11 protein-coding genes are annotated in these 12768 nt (G+C 70.5%); 5 read left to right on the top strand and 6 right to left on the bottom strand.

Going from position 1 to position 12768, the window contains the following annotated elements; all coding sequences use genetic code 11:
- Nucleotides 1–34: 34 nt before the first annotated feature.
- From cysW to SY26_RS05565, 5 genes are all read right to left on the bottom strand, one after another.
- The gene (cysW, locus tag SY26_RS05585; RefSeq protein WP_045999726.1) at nucleotides 35–841 is read right to left on the bottom strand and encodes a sulfate ABC transporter permease subunit CysW; all 807 of its coding nucleotides are present in this window, start codon (nucleotides 839–841) and stop codon (nucleotides 35–37) included.
- Entirely contained in the window at nucleotides 838–1686 is an 849-nt protein-coding gene (gene cysT, locus SY26_RS05580; RefSeq protein ID WP_045999725.1) for a sulfate ABC transporter permease subunit CysT, read from the bottom strand. The genes cysW and cysT overlap by 4 nt, the downstream gene beginning before the upstream one ends.
- Complete coding sequence (locus SY26_RS05575) at nucleotides 1683–2675, bottom strand: sulfate ABC transporter substrate-binding protein (RefSeq protein ID WP_045999724.1); 993 nt, start codon at nucleotides 2673–2675, stop codon at nucleotides 1683–1685. Before SY26_RS05575 ends, cysT begins: the two co-directional genes overlap by 4 nt.
- Nucleotides 2675–3736 carry a sulfate/molybdate ABC transporter ATP-binding protein gene (locus SY26_RS05570; protein WP_045999723.1) on the bottom strand — a complete coding sequence of 354 codons (1062 nt, stop codon included), beginning with the start codon at nucleotides 3734–3736 and terminating at the stop codon, nucleotides 2675–2677. Before SY26_RS05570 ends, SY26_RS05575 begins: the two co-directional genes overlap by 1 nt.
- A gap of 198 nt (nucleotides 3737–3934) precedes the next feature.
- Entirely contained in the window at nucleotides 3935–4918 is a 984-nt protein-coding gene (locus tag SY26_RS05565) for a siderophore-interacting protein (RefSeq protein WP_045999722.1), read from the bottom strand.
- 124 nt (nucleotides 4919–5042) lie between these two features.
- On the opposite strand from SY26_RS05565, the gene SY26_RS05560 reads away from it, so the two are divergent.
- Genes SY26_RS05560 through SY26_RS05540 form a run of 5 tightly spaced genes read left to right on the top strand, consistent with a single transcriptional unit; the run spans nucleotide 5043 to nucleotide 12447 of the window.
- Nucleotides 5043–7133 (top strand): TonB-dependent siderophore receptor, encoded by a 2091-nt coding sequence (locus SY26_RS05560; protein WP_046000253.1) that lies wholly within the window; start codon nucleotides 5043–5045, stop codon nucleotides 7131–7133.
- A complete protein-coding gene (locus SY26_RS05555) occupies nucleotides 7127–8014 on the top strand; it encodes an ABC transporter substrate-binding protein (RefSeq protein WP_045999721.1) in 888 nt (295 codons plus the stop codon). The genes SY26_RS05560 and SY26_RS05555 overlap by 7 nt, the downstream gene beginning before the upstream one ends.
- A 4-nt stretch (nucleotides 8015–8018) precedes the next feature.
- Complete coding sequence (gene fhuB / locus SY26_RS05550; RefSeq protein ID WP_045999720.1) at nucleotides 8019–9974, top strand: Fe(3+)-hydroxamate ABC transporter permease FhuB; 1956 nt, start codon at nucleotides 8019–8021, stop codon at nucleotides 9972–9974.
- The gene (locus SY26_RS05545) at nucleotides 9971–10738 is read left to right on the top strand and encodes an ABC transporter ATP-binding protein (RefSeq protein ID WP_045999719.1); all 768 of its coding nucleotides are present in this window, start codon (nucleotides 9971–9973) and stop codon (nucleotides 10736–10738) included. Before fhuB ends, SY26_RS05545 begins: the two co-directional genes overlap by 4 nt.
- 8 nt (nucleotides 10739–10746) lie before the next feature.
- Nucleotides 10747–12447, top strand: coding sequence for an ABC transporter ATP-binding protein (locus SY26_RS05540; protein WP_045999718.1), 1701 nt, complete (start codon nucleotides 10747–10749; stop codon nucleotides 12445–12447).
- Between the two features lie 9 nt (nucleotides 12448–12456).
- Here SY26_RS05540 and SY26_RS05535 read toward each other — a convergent pair.
- Nucleotides 12457–12768, bottom strand: a 312-nt coding sequence (locus SY26_RS05535) for a winged helix-turn-helix domain-containing protein (protein ID WP_045999717.1), incomplete at its 5' end; no start/stop codon positions are given.

Below are 12768 nucleotides of genomic sequence, written 5' to 3'. Positions count from 1 at the left end.
TATGCCCGGCGCCCCGCGGGGGCAAGCGGGGCCCTCAGCCGCGCCGCCCCTCCAGCACCGCCTTTAGGACCAGCGCGACCAGCGCCAGCAGGGTCAGGGTCGAGGCCGCCGCAAAGGCGCCCACCGCGTTCAGATCGTTGAACAGCAGCTCGATATGCAGGGGCAGCGTGTTGGTCTGGCCGCGAATGTTGCCCGACACCACGGACACGCCCCCGAATTCGCCCACCGCGCGCGCCGTGCACAGGACCGCACCGTACAGCAGCGCCCACCTGATGTTGGGCAGGGTCACGCGGCGGAACACCTGCCAGCCCGACGCGCCAAGCGTCACCGCCGCCTGTTCCTGATCGGTCCCCTGCGCCTGCATCAGGGGCAGCACCTCGCGCGCGACAAAGGGTGCGGTCACGAACAGCGTCACCAGCACGATGCCCGGCAGCGCGAACATGACCTGCAGGTCGACCTCGCGCAGCCACGGCCCCAGCAGCCCCTGGCGGCCATAGAGCAGCAGATAGCAGATCCCCGCGATGATCGGAGAGATAGAGAACGGGATCTCGATCATGGTGACCAGGATGCCGCGCCCCCAGAAGCGGTGCTTGGCCACCGCCCATGCGGCGGCGATGCCGAAGGCGATGTTGATCGGCACCACGATCAGCGCGACCAGGCTGGTCAGCCAGATGGCGTGCAGCGTATCGGGATGCAGGATGGTGTCGGCATAGACCCGCCAGCCTTCGGAAAAGGCGCGGGCAAAGATGAAGACCAGCGGCGCCACCACGATCAGCAGAGTCAGCACCACGGCCGTGGCCACCAGCAGGCGGCCCGACCGGGCGGGACGACGCGGCGTCATCGGGTGGCCTCGCGGTGGCGGGCGGCCCAGGATTGCAGGATGTTCGACAGGACCAGCAGCACCAGCGCAAAGCCCAAGAGGACCAGCGCGATGGCCGCCGCGCCGTTATAGTCGAACTCCTCCAGCCGGATGAAGGCCAGAAGCGCCGCGATCTCGGTCTGTCCGGGCAGGTTGCCGGCGATGAAGACGATCGCGCCGAACTCGCCCAGGGACCGGGCGAAGGCGGTCGTGCAGCCGGCCAGCCAGGCGGGCAGGATGGCGGGAAAGACCACGCGGGCGAAGGATTGCCAGGGCGTCGCGCCCAGGGTCTCGGCCGCCTGTTCCAGCGCGGGGTCCAGGTCCTCCAGCACCGGCTGGACCGTGCGCACCACGAAGGGGATCGAGGTGAAGGCCATCGCCAGCGCGATGCCCAGCACCGTATAGACCACCGGCACGCCCAGGGGGTGCAGCACCTGCCCGAACCAGCCGTTGGCAGAAAACAGCGCCGTCAGCGACAGCCCCGCCACCGCGGTGGGCAGCGCGAAGGGCACGTCCATCAGCGCGTCCAGGATGCGCTTGCCCGGAAAGTCGTGGCGCACCAGCACCCAGGCCATCAAGAGGCCATAGACCGCGTTGAAGACCGTGGCGATGGTCGCCGCCGTCAGCGTGACGCGGAACGCGGCCAGCGCCCGGTCGCTGCTGACGATGGCCCAGAAACCCGCGGGCCCGATCTGCGCGCCCTTCAGGATCAGCGCCGCGATGGGGATCAGGACGATCAGTACCAGATACAGCAGCGTCGTGCCCAGGCTGAGCGTGAAGCCGGGCAGGACGCGCTTGGCGCGGATCGGGGCCGTGGCCGTGGTCATCGGTTCACGAAGACCTGGTCCAGGATCGCACCGTCGGCCAGATGCTCCTCGCGCACGCGGTCCCATCCGCCAAAGACGTCGTCCACGGTGACCAGTTCCACCGGGGCCTGGGTGTCGGCGACTTCCGCGGCGACCGTCTCATCGGTGACGCGATAGTAGTTCTGGGCCAGGATGCGCTGCGCCTCGGGGGTGTACAACCAGTCCAGATAGGCGGCGGCTAGCTCGGTCGTGCCGTTGTCCTCGGCATTCTCGGCCACAACGGCCACGGGGAAGGCCGCGAACAGGCTGATCGACGGGGTCACGCGTTCGAAGCCCTGCGCCTCGTACTGTGCGGCAATCTGGCCGGTCTCGGCCTCGAAGGTCACCAGCACGTCGCCGATGCCCCGTTCGGCGAAGGTCTGGGTGGCCGCGCGCCCGCCCGTGTCAAAGACCGGCACGTTGTCGAAGATGGCCCGCACGAATTCCTGCGCCGCCGCCTGGTCGCCGCTGTTCTGAGCCAGCGCATAGGCATAGGCCGCCAGATAGGTATAGCGCGCATTGCCGCTGGTCTTGGGGTTGGGGAAGACGGGCGCCACGTCGTCGCGGGCCAGGTCGTCCCAATCCTCGATCCCCTTGGGGTTGCCCTCTCGCACCAGGAAGGCGGGCAGCGAGTAATAGGGCGACGCCCCGTTCGGCAGCGCGTCGCGCCAGTCCTCGGGCAGGAGGCCGCCCTCGGCCAGCACGTCCACGTCGGTCTCCTGGTTGAAGGTCACGACATCGGCCGGCAGCCCCTCCAGGATGGCGCGGGCCTGGCGCGACGATCCGCCATGCGACATGTCGATGGTCAGGCTGCGCCCGGTCTCGGCCTGCCACTTCTCGGCAAAGACGGGGTTCAGCGCCTCGAACAGTTCGCGCGCGATGTCATAGCTGACGTTCAGCAGCTTGTCCTGCGCAAGGGCGGGGCCGGACAGGGTCAGGGCCAGGGCGGTGGCGATCAGGGGCAGTCTCATCAGGCGGTTTCCTTCTGCATCGGGGCATCGGCAAAGATCGTGGCGGCTTGGACGGCCAGCGTGACGGGGGCGCCGCGGCTCAGCGTCGGGGCGCCGCGGCGGGGCATCTGGATTTCGGCCTCGGTCCCGTCCGCATGGGCGACGGTCAGGCGCAGGTCGGCGCCGGTGCTGGCCAGGGTCTGGACGCGCCACGGCCCGTCGGCGTCCGGCGCGACGCGCAGATCTGCCGGGCGCGCGAACAGCTGCGCCGCGCCGTCGCGCAGCGCGACCTGCGGCAATGCGGACAGATCCAGCCCCGGCCCCTTCGCGCGGCCCCCCGTGACGGTGACGGGCAGCTGCACCGTGGCCCCCATGAAGCGCGCGACGAAGGGGGTGGCCGGGGCGTCGTGGATGGCGTCGGCATGGCCGATCTGCTCGATCCGGCCCTCGCCCATAACCACCACGCGGTCGGCCAGCTCGAAGGCCTCCTCCTGGTCGTGGGTCACGAAGATGGTCGTCGATCCGGTCGCCTCGTGCACGCCGCGCAGCCAGCGGCGCAGGTCGCGACGGATCGCGGCATCCAGCGCGCCGAAGGGTTCGTCCAGAAGCAGCACCCGCGGCTTGATCGCCAGCGCGCGGCCAAGCGCCACCCGCTGACGCTGACCGCCCGACAGCTGCCCCGGAAAGCGGTCGGCCAGGTGGTCGATCTGCAGAAACGCCATCAGCTCTTCTTCGCGGGCGGCGATCTGGGCGCGGGTCGGGCGCTGACCGCGCGGCAGGACGGACAGGCCGAAGCCGATATTGTCGCGCACCGTCATGTGGGGGAACAGGGCGTAATGCTGAAAGACAAAGCCGATGCGCCGGTCGCGCGCGGCCAGCGCCAGCCAGTCCTGCCCCTCGACCCGCAACTGCCCGGCATCGGGCCATTCCAGCCCGGCGATGATCTTCAGAAGCGTGGTCTTGCCCGATCCGGACGGGCCCAGCAGCGCCAGAAGCTCTCCGGGTTCGACCGACAGATCGATGCCGCGCAGGACATCGGTCCGGTCGAACCGCTTGGTCAGTCCTGCAATCTCGATCGACATCGGCGCACCCCCTGGCTGTCCCTGCCAGCTAGGCCGCGGCGGGGCACCGGGCAAGGGCCCGCGGCCCCTCCCGCGGGGCACCGATGCGGGTCGCCGTTCCGTCCGGTGCGCGACCTGCGAAACGCCCGGTCGCGGGTCGTGCCGGACGACGCGACAGCGTTCCGCGCCGCGCCCGTCCAGCCAGACCTGCGTTCTTTTTCAGGCCTCTGCGCGCGACCAATAGGCGGCGGCGGTGAACTGGGTCTTGGTCAGGCCGCGGGCCAGCAGGTGGCTGCGCGCGGCGCGGGCGCGCGCCGCGTCGGCCGCGAACCAGACATGCCCGCCCACGGGGTCCGGCATCGCCACAAGCGCGGCCATCAGGTCGTCGCAGCGCGTCACCCGCGGATCATCCGCCAGCGCGCCCAGGTCGGCCGCGTCACAGCACAGGACGGCGCTGGCCGTGCCGCACGTCTCGGCCAGCATGCGGGTGATGGCGGGCATCGCGGTCTGGTCGCCGAACAGCCACAGCTGATCGGTGTCAGGACAGCTGCCGCCGCCGGGGCCGATGGCGCCGACCTGATGGCCCAGGGGCGCGCCCTGCGCCCAGTCACAGGTCGGGCTGCCCGGATGACAGAAGATGTCGAAATCCAGCCAGCCCGGCCCGTGATCCACGACGGTATAGACCGGCCGGTGCAACGCGTCCGCCCCGTCGGGCCAGACGGTGCGTCCGCTCGCGGCCACGCGCGGCCAGACGGCCGCCCGCCCCGCCGGCGGCAGCAGCAGGCGAAAGTGATAGCCGCCCTGCGCGAACTGCCCGGCCTGCGGTCCCGCCAGCCGCACGCGCAGGAACCCCGGCACGGGGCGCGACACCCCCGCCACCCGCAGCAGCGCAAGCCCCGGTGCCAGCGCGCCCGCATCGACATCGTCCCACGCGACCTCTACCCCCGCCTCGGCCAGGATCTCGGTCGCGCTGTCGCGCAGGATGCCGACCAGCCGGTCCTCGGGCGCCAGAAGGTCGATGCGCAGCGCGTCGGCTTGGCGCGTCAGGCGCAGCTCGGACCCCCAGATCAGCAGGCTGAGACCCGCCTCGTCCTCGACCAGCGGCGCCTCCCACATCGCGGCCCGCGCCTTCAGCGCCGCGACCGCGGCCCCGCTGGCACGGGGGATCAGGCCGGTTCCGTGATGACTGCGCAGATGCGACATGGGCAGGGTCCGTGGCTGGAAAGTCAAAAAGTCGGAAATATGAATTCGACAACCGGATTGGCAGATTGACGAATCTGACAGAAAAGATCAGATACGCCCAAACGTGTCAATCCAGCAGGCAATCATGTCCGTAGAGCCCCGTATCCTCCTTCTGGCCGGTGCCAGCCTTCTTGCCCTGTCGTCCGGCGTGGCCTGGTCCCAGCAGGCCGCGGAGCCGATCCTGCTGGACGAGATCGTGCTGACAGCGTCCTCGGACGCGTCCGTCCAGGCAGATGGCTATGTCGGCGGACAGGCACAGGTCGCCACGAAATCGAACACCCCCGTGGCCGAGACGCAGCAGTCGATCTCGGTCGTGACCAGCCAGCAGATCGAGGATCAGGGCGCGCAGACCCTGGGCCAGGCGCTGAACTACACCGCGGGCGTCGTAGGCCAGCCCTTCGGCGCGGACCCGCGTTTTGACAGCCCCACCGTGCGCGGCTTCGAGGCGCGCGGTTCGCAATACGTGAACGGCCTGCGCCAGTTGCGCGATTTCGGATCGCCTGCCTTCGAGGTCTATGGCCTGCAGCAGGTCGAGGTTCTCAAGGGCCCGAATTCGTCCCTTTACGGGGCCGGGTCGCCCGCCGGGATCATCAACCAGGTTCAGAAGCGCGCACAGGATTTCGATTTTTCGGAAGCCGGTCTGGGCTATGACAGCAATGACAGCGCGCAGACCTTCTTCGACCTGAACCGCGTGGCAAGCCCGACCCTGTCCTGGCGCCTGACCGGCATCCTGCGCGACAGCAAGACGCAGATCCGCGAACTGACCAACGAACGCGGATATCTGGGCGCGGCGCTGCGCTATGCGCCCGACGACGCGACGACCGTGGACGTGATCGCGTCCTATACCAAGGACGCGCCCATCTCGCCCCCCGGCGTACCCTTTGCGCTGACGCAGACCGGCGACGGCAAGGCCCTGCGCGACACCTATTTCGGAGAACCGGGCTTCGACGACAGCGACCGCGATATGGCGAACCTGGGCATCGAGATCAGCCACCAGATGGACAACGGCTGGACCCTGTCGCAGGGCTTCCGGGCCGAACGGTTCGACTGGACCTACACCGGACATTATGTCAGCGGCCTGACCGACGACGGCCTGTCGGTCGCGCGCGGCGCGAACTTTCAGGACGAATCCACGACAGGCCTGAATCTGGACACCCGCCTGTCGAACAGCATCACCACCGGCAGCGTGACCCACGACCTGCTCTTGGGGTTGGACATCCGGCAGTACGATGCCGACACGACAACGCAGTTCTTCTTCGGCCAGCCCATCGACGCTTCCGACCCGGTCTATGGCGGGCTGCCTGCGACGCCGGCCTGGTACACCAGCATCTCCGACATCAGCCAGAAGCAGGTCGGCCTCTATGCCCAGGACGAGATCACCGTCGGCAACTGGCGCGGCAGCCTGGCCATCCGTCAGGATTGGACCGAACAGACGGGGACGAAGTTCACGAACTTTGACGGCGACACCCCCATCGACCAGTCCGACAGCGCGACCACGGGCCGGGTTGGCCTGGGCTATGTCCTGGCGAACGGCGTGATGCCCTATGCCAGCTATTCGACCTCGTTCGACCCGACCATTGGCATCGACGACACCACCGGAGAGACGCTGGACCCGACCGAGGGCAAGCAGTGGGAAGTTGGGGTCAAGTATCAGCCCGCGGGCTTTGACGGGCTGTTCAGCGCCGCCGTCTATGACCTGACCCAACAGAACCTGGTGCGCAACCTTGGCCAGGGGCGCCGCCGCCAGGTGGGCGAGGTTCGCTCCAAGGGGTTGGAACTGGAGGCCACCGCCGCGCTGAGCGCCGCATGGGACCTGCGCGCCAGCTATGCCTTCAACGAGACCGAGCAGAAGGGCGGCCCAGAGGACGGGCTGGAAATGCCCAACGCGCCGCGCCATCTGGCCAGCCTGTGGCTGGACCGCGATTTCGGGAACGGGCTGCGCGCCGGGGGCGGCATCCGCCATATCGGCGAACGCAAGGGCGATTTCGGGAACACGTTCGACCTGGACAGCGTAACCCTGGTCGATCTGGCCGCGACCTATACCCGCGGCAACATCGAGGCCAGCGTGAACCTGAACAACGTCACCGACGAGGTCTATCTCGCCAATTGCGGCTCCTTCGGTTGCTACTACGGCGAAGGGCGCAGCGTCGCCGCCAAGGTCGCCTACACGTGGTAGGGCGCGGGGCCATATCGCCCCGGCCCGACCGCCGCGCCTTTCTGACCGCCGCCGGCATCCTGCTGGCGGCGGGCCTGCCTTTGCGCGCAGAGGCGGGCCCGCGCCTGGCCGCGATTGACTGGGCGATGCTGGAGACCGCGACCGCCCTGGGCCACATGCCGGTCGCCGCGGCCGAGCTGATCCGCTTTCGCGCCGATGTGGGCGTCCCCGCCATCCCCGACACGGTCACCGACCTGGGCCTGCGCGGCGCGCCGAATTTCGAACTGCTGCAGCTGGTCCGCCCCACGCTGATCCTCAGCTCTCCCTATTACACCCGCTATCAGGCGCGGATGGAGGCGATCGCCCCGGTCCTGTCCCTGCCCTTCTATCAGCCGGGCGCGGCGCCGCTGCCCAAGGCGATGGACGCGCTGGACGCGCTGGCGCGGCAGATCGGCGATCCCGCCGCGGGCGGCCGGGCGCGGGCGCGGGCCAACGCGCATCTGGACCTGCTGGCCTCGCGGGTCGCGCGCCATGCCGACCGGCCGTTGGCGCTGGTCGATATCGGCGATGCGCGCCACCTGCGCGCCTTCGGCTTTGACAGCCTCTTCGGCAGCACCCTGACCCGCATCGGCCTGCGCAACGCCTGGTCCGAGGCGACGGCCTTCAGCTTCCTGGCCCCGGTTCCCCTTGAACGCCTGGCCGACATGCCCGACGCGCGGCTGATCATCGCCGGCCCCATCCCGCCGCAGGCGCAAGGCGCGCTGTCCCGCAGCCGGCTGTGGCAGGCCCTGCCGCAGGTGGCGCAGGGCCGCGTGCACCACCTGCCGCGGATGAACGCCTTTGGCGGGGTGCCCGCCGCGCTGCGCTTTGGCGACCTGCTGGCCCGCGCGCTGGAGGCCTGAGGCGATGAGGACCCGGACCCTTGCGCCCTGCGCGGCGCTGATCGCCCTTGCGCTGTGGCTGATGGCCGCGCGCACGCTGCCCCTGCCCGCCCTGCCCTGGGATCCGCAGGCGATGAGCCTGGATCAGATCCGCATGGCCTATGGCCTGATGCCGCGCGGGGTCATCGCGCTGCTGGCGGGGGCGATGCTGGGCCTGTCGGGGGCGATCCTGCAGGTGGTGCTGCGCAACCCGGTGGCCGATCCCACGACGCTTGGCATCAGCGCGGGCGCGCAGCTGGCACTGGTCCTGGCCACGATCCTGTCCCCGACCCTGCTGGAGGGCGGGCGCTGGCCCGTCGCCATGGCGGGCGCGGGCGCGGCGGCGGCGCTGGTGCTGGCCATCGGCGCGCGGCGCGGCTTTCAGCCGGTGACGATGGTCATCGCGGGCATGCTGGTCGGGCTGACCGCCAGTGCGGTTGCGGGGGCGGTCACGCTGGCGCAGGGACAGTACCTGCTGTCGCTGGTCATCTGGAACGGCGGCTCGCTGGTCCAGCAGGACTGGTCGGGGGTCGCCGCGCTGGCCGGGGTGCTGGCCTTGGGTGGCTTGGCCGCAGCAGTGCTGGCCCGTCCGCTGCGCCTGCTTTCCTTGGGGGCCGAGGGCGCGCAGGGCCTGGGGCTGAACGTCGCCGCGATGCGGCTGGCGGCGGTGGCCGTCGCGGTCGTGCTGGCCGCGGCCGTGTCGGCGGAACTGGGGCTGATCGGCTTTGTCGGGCTGGCGGCGCCTGCCCTGGCGCGCAGCCTGGGGGTGCGGACCATCCCCGGCCTGCTGGCCTGGTCGCCGGTCCTGGGCGCGCTGATCCTGTCGATCTGCGACGGGCTGGTGCTGGCCTTGGCGGGCCTGGGGGCCGAGATGTTTCCCACCGGAGCACTGACCGGGCTGGTCGGCGGGCCGCTGTTGATCTGGCTGCTGCCGCGGCTGCGGGGCACGTCCCCGCCCGGCGCGGAATCGGGCGACGGCCCTGCCCCGCGGCTGGCCCGTCCGCGGCCGCTGCTGGCGGCGATGGCGGTGGCCCTGATCCTGGCGGGGCTGGTCCTGTTGTGGATCGGGCGGGTGCCGGGGGGCTGGGCGGTGCTGGACCGCGCGAACCTGGCGGCGTTTCTGCCCATGCGCCTGCCCCGCCTGCTGGCGGCGGCGGCGTCGGGGGCGGCGCTGGCGCTGGCCGGGGCGATCCTGCAGCGGCTGACCGCGAACCCCCTGGCCTCGCCCGAGGTGCTTGGCGTGTCGGGCGGCGCCTCGCTTGGCTATGCGGCGGCGGTCTTTGGCCTGGCCGCCCCCGGCGCGCTGGCGCTGGCGCTTGGGACGATGGCGGGGGGCGCGCTGGCGCTGGCGGTGCTGGTGGCCTTTACCGCGCGTCGCGACATGCCGGCGGAACGCGTGCTGCTGGCGGGCATCGCGGTGTCGGCGCTGGCCTCGGCCGTGCTGTCGGCGATGATGGCCGTGGGCGACGCACGGGCCTGGGCGATCCTGTCCTGGCTGTCGGGATCTGCGGCCGCCGTGCCGATGGTGGGCGCCGTCGCGCTGGCGGCCTTGGCCGTGGCCGTCTGGCTGGCCGCGCTGGCCCTGCGCCGCTGGCTGGCGCTGCTGCCGCTTGGGGCGGGGGTCGCGCGCGGCCTGGGGCTGGGCCTGCCGCCCGCGCGACTGGCGCTGATCGTGCTGGCGGGGCTGGCCACGGGGGCCGCGACGATGGTCACGGGACCTTTGTCCTTCGTCGGGCTGATGGCCCCGCATCTGGCCCGCCGCATCGGCCTGGCCCGCCCGGCCGACCACCTGACGGGATCGGCGCTGATCGGGGCGGGGCTGATGCTGGCCGCCGATTTCGGCGCGCGCATGGCCGGCTTTCCCTATGAACTGCCGCTTGGGCTGTTCGCCTCGCTGATCGGGGCACCCTGGCTGATCTGGCTGATGACGAGGCATCGATGACGCTCTTTCACCTGTCCGGCCTGTCGGTCGACGTCCCCGGTCGCCGGCTGCTGGACGACATCACGCTGGACCTGCCCGCGGGCCGGACGGCCGCGCTGATCGGCCATAACGGGTCGGGCAAATCCACGCTGCTGCGCGCGCTGGCCCGACAGGTCCCGGCAGGCGGCACCGCCCGGTTCGAGGGGCGCGCCCTGGCCGACTGGCCCGCCCGCGACCTGGCCCGCCGCATGGCCTTCCTGCCTCAGACCACGCCCCCGGCCGATGGCATGCTGGTGCGCGAACTGGTGGCCCTTGGCCGCTATCCCTGGCACGGCGCCCTGGGCCGCTTCGGCCCCGCCGATCATGCCGCCGTCGCACGCGCCCTGGACGAATGCGGGGTCGCGGGCTTTGCCGATCGGCTGGTCGACACCCTGTCGGGCGGCGAACGACAGCGCGCCTGGCTGGCCATGATGGTCGCGCAGCAGGCGGGCACGCTGCTGCTTGACGAACCGATCAGCGCGCTGGACATCGCCCATCAGGTCGAGGTGCTGGCCCTGGTCGCCGCGATGTGCCACGACCAGGGGCGCAGCGCCGTCATCGTGCTGCACGACGTCAACATGGCCGCGCGGTTCTGCGACCATGTCGTGGCGCTGAAGGCCGGGCGGCTGGTCTGGCAGGGCGGCCCGGACGCCCTGATGCGCCCCGACACGCTGCACGACGTCTATGGCCTGCCGATGCAGGTCCTGACCCGCCCCGACGGACGCCCCGTCGCCATCCCCGCCTGAGAGGCCGCATGTTGAAACAGTTCTTTTCCTACTACCGTCCGCATCTGGGCCTGTTCTGGCTGGATTTCGGCTGCGCGGTCGTCTCGGGTCTGCTGGAGCTGGCCTTTCCGCTGGCCGTCACCGCCTTCATCGACCACCTGCTGCCGCAGGGCGACTGGACGCTGACCCTGGCCGCGGCGGGGGGGCTGCTGGCGCTTTATGCGATTAATGCCGGGCTGCTGACGGTAGTGATCTACTGGGGGCACAAGCTGGGCATCAATATCGAGACCGCGATGCGGGCCCGCGCCTTCGACCACCTGACGCGGCTGTCCTGGCGCTGGTACGACCGCGCACGCACCGGCAAGCTGGTCGCCCGCGTCACACGCGACCTGGAAGAGATCGGAGAGGTCGCCCATCACGGCCCCGAGGACGCCTTCATCGCGCTTATGACCTTTGTCGGCGCGTTCCTGCTGATGTTCTGGATCAACCCGCAGCTGGCGGTCATCGTGGCGCTGATCGTGCCGGCCATGCTGGCCCTGGTGATCGTCTATGGCGGGCGGATGACGGCGACCTGGCGTGCGATCTATTCCCGCGTCGGCGATTTCAACGTGCGCCTGGAGGAGACCCTGGGCGGCGTCCGCGTGGTGCAGGCCTTCGGCAACGAGGCGCATGAAAGCCATCTCTTCGCCGCCGACAATGCCCGCTATCGCCAGGCCAAGCTGGACGCATACCGTGTGATGGCGGCGTCCAGCGCGCTGCAGTACATGGGCCTGCGGCTGGTGCAGGTCATCGTCATGGTCATGGGCGCGGGCTTCGTGCTGTCGGGCGAACTGACCACAGGCGGCTTCGTGGGCTTCCTGCTGCTGGTGGGCGTCTTCTATCGCCCGCTGGAGAAGATCGCCGCGGTGATCGAGACCTATCCCCGCGGCATCGCCGGATTCCGCCGCTATCAGGAGCTGCTGGCCACCGACCCCGAGATCGCCGACGCCCCCAACGCGATCGACGCCCCCGCCCTGCGCGGCGACATCCGGTTCGAGGGGGTGGGCTTTGCCTATGACCCCGACCGCCCGATCCTGTCGGGGATCGACCTGGACATCCGCGCCGGAGAGACGGTGGCCTTCGTCGGCCCCTCGGGTGCGGGCAAGACCACGCTGCTGGCGCTGCTGCCGCGGTTCTACGAACCCAGCCAGGGGCGCATCGTCGTCGACGGGATGGACCTGCCCGCGATGCGCCTGCACAGCCTGCGCCGCCAGATCGGTCTGGTCAGCCAGGACGTGTTCCTGTTCGGCGGCACGCTGCGCGAGAACATCGCCTATGGCCGCCTGGACGCCTCGGACATGGAGATCGCGCAGGCCGCCGCCAAGGCGCAACTGGCGCAGATGATCGAAGGCCTGCCGCAGGGCCTGGACACGGTCGTGGGCGAACGCGGGGTGATGCTGTCGGGCGGGCAGAAGCAGCGCGTGGCCATCGCGCGGGCCTTCCTGAAGAACCCGCCAATCCTGATCCTGGACGAGGCGACCAGCGCCCTGGACAGCCAGACCGAACGCGAGATCCAGTCGGCGCTGGATGCCCTGTCGGTGGGCCGCACCACGCTGGTGATCGCCCACAGGCTGGGCACGATCCGGAACGCCGACCGCATCGTGGTCATGGACCGGGGCCGCGTGGTCGAGATGGGCAGCCATGCCGACCTGCTGTCGCAGGGCGGCATCTATGCGGGGCTGGCGGCCTAGGTCCGGGCCTCAGCCCAGGGCATAGCCCACGCCGCGCACGGTGCGCAGCGGGTCGTCGCCGCCGTTCTTCATCAGCGCCTTGCGYAGGCGGCCCACATGCACGTCAATGGTGCGCGTGTCGACATAGATGTCGCGGCCCCAGACCCGGTCCAGCAGCTGTTCGCGCGTCCAGACGCGGCCGGGCTTTTCCATCATCGTGGACAGCAGCCGGAATTCGGTGGGCCCCAGGTGCAGCGTCTGGCCGGCGCGGAAGACCCGGTGTTCGGCGGAGTCCAGGATGATGTCCGCAAAGGTCAGCCGCTCGCCCATCGTGGCGGGGCG

It is taken from the genome of Paracoccus sp. 228 (assembly GCF_000967825.1).
In the GTDB taxonomy this organism is placed as follows: domain Bacteria; phylum Pseudomonadota; class Alphaproteobacteria; order Rhodobacterales; family Rhodobacteraceae; genus Paracoccus; species Paracoccus marcusii.
This window is presented reverse-complemented; position numbering and strand designations above follow the sequence as displayed.

Bases quoted from the DNA above. Each gene is read 5' to 3' on its own strand.
- cysT (WP_045999725.1), bottom strand. From the start codon at position 1,686: ATGACCACGGCCACGGCCCCGATCCGCGCCAAGCGCGTCCTGCCCGGC.
- fhuB (WP_045999720.1), top strand. From the start codon at position 8,019: ATGAGGACCCGGACCCTTGCGCCCTGCGCGGCGCTGATCGCCCTTGCG.
- SY26_RS05545 (WP_045999719.1), top strand. From the start codon at position 9,971: ATGACGCTCTTTCACCTGTCCGGCCTGTCGGTCGACGTCCCCGGTCGC.
- SY26_RS05540 (WP_045999718.1), top strand. From the start codon at position 10,747: ATGTTGAAACAGTTCTTTTCCTACTACCGTCCGCATCTGGGCCTGTTC.
- SY26_RS05570 (WP_045999723.1), bottom strand. From the start codon at position 3,736: ATGTCGATCGAGATTGCAGGACTGACCAAGCGGTTCGACCGGACCGAT.
- SY26_RS05560 (WP_046000253.1), top strand. From the start codon at position 5,043: ATGTCCGTAGAGCCCCGTATCCTCCTTCTGGCCGGTGCCAGCCTTCTT.
- cysW (WP_045999726.1), bottom strand. From the start codon at position 841: ATGACGCCGCGTCGTCCCGCCCGGTCGGGCCGCCTGCTGGTGGCCACG.
- SY26_RS05565 (WP_045999722.1), bottom strand. From the start codon at position 4,918: ATGTCGCATCTGCGCAGTCATCACGGAACCGGCCTGATCCCCCGTGCC.
- SY26_RS05575 (WP_045999724.1), bottom strand. From the start codon at position 2,675: ATGAGACTGCCCCTGATCGCCACCGCCCTGGCCCTGACCCTGTCCGGC.